Below are 688 nucleotides of genomic sequence, written 5' to 3' on the forward strand. Positions count from 1 at the left end.
GGGAGGTTGGCGTGGACGGGACGCCGTTTGGTCGTTACCGGTTGATCGAGTTGCTGGGTCGCGGTGGGATGGGCGAGGTGTGGCGGGCTTTTGATACCGGCACTGAGCGGGTGGTGGCGTTGAAGGTGTTGCCGGCGCAGTTGGCTGATGATGAGACCTATCAGCAGCGGTTTCGTCGGGAGGCGCGGTCGGCGGCGGGGTTGGATGAGCCGCATGTGGTGCCGATTTATGACTTCGGGGAGATCGAGGGGCGGTTGTTTGTCACGATGCGCCTGATTGTGGGTCGTGATCTGCAGAGCATGTTGCGGGAGGGTCCGTTGGATCCGGCGCGGGCGGTGCACATCATCGATCAGGTGGCGTCGGCGTTGAATGCGGCGCATCGGATCGATTTGGTGCATCGCGATGTCAAGCCGTCCAACATTTTGGTGGCTGAGGATGATTTTGCGTATCTGATCGATTTCGGGATCGCCCGTAGTGCGGGGGAGACGTCGTTGACCAGTACGGGCAATGTGATCGGGAGTTGGGCGTATCTGGCTCCGGAGCGGATGACGCGGGACAGTACCGATCATCGGGCTGATATCTATGCGTTGACGTGTGTGATGCATGAGTGTTTGACGGGCAGTCAGCCGTTTCCGGGGGACAGTCTCGAGCAGCAGTTGGGTGGGCATCTGACCCAGCCGCCGCCGCG

1 protein-coding gene is annotated in these 688 nt (G+C 61.3%); it reads left to right on the forward strand.

What is annotated here, in order from left to right; genetic code table 11:
- Positions 1 to 11: 11 nt before the first annotated feature.
- On the forward strand, positions 12 to 688 hold a 677-nt coding region (locus AC5Y3Z_RS25510), incomplete at its 3' end, for a serine/threonine-protein kinase (RefSeq protein WP_473140390.1).

It is taken from the genome of Mycobacterium sp. NGS61, from assembly GCF_059812325.1.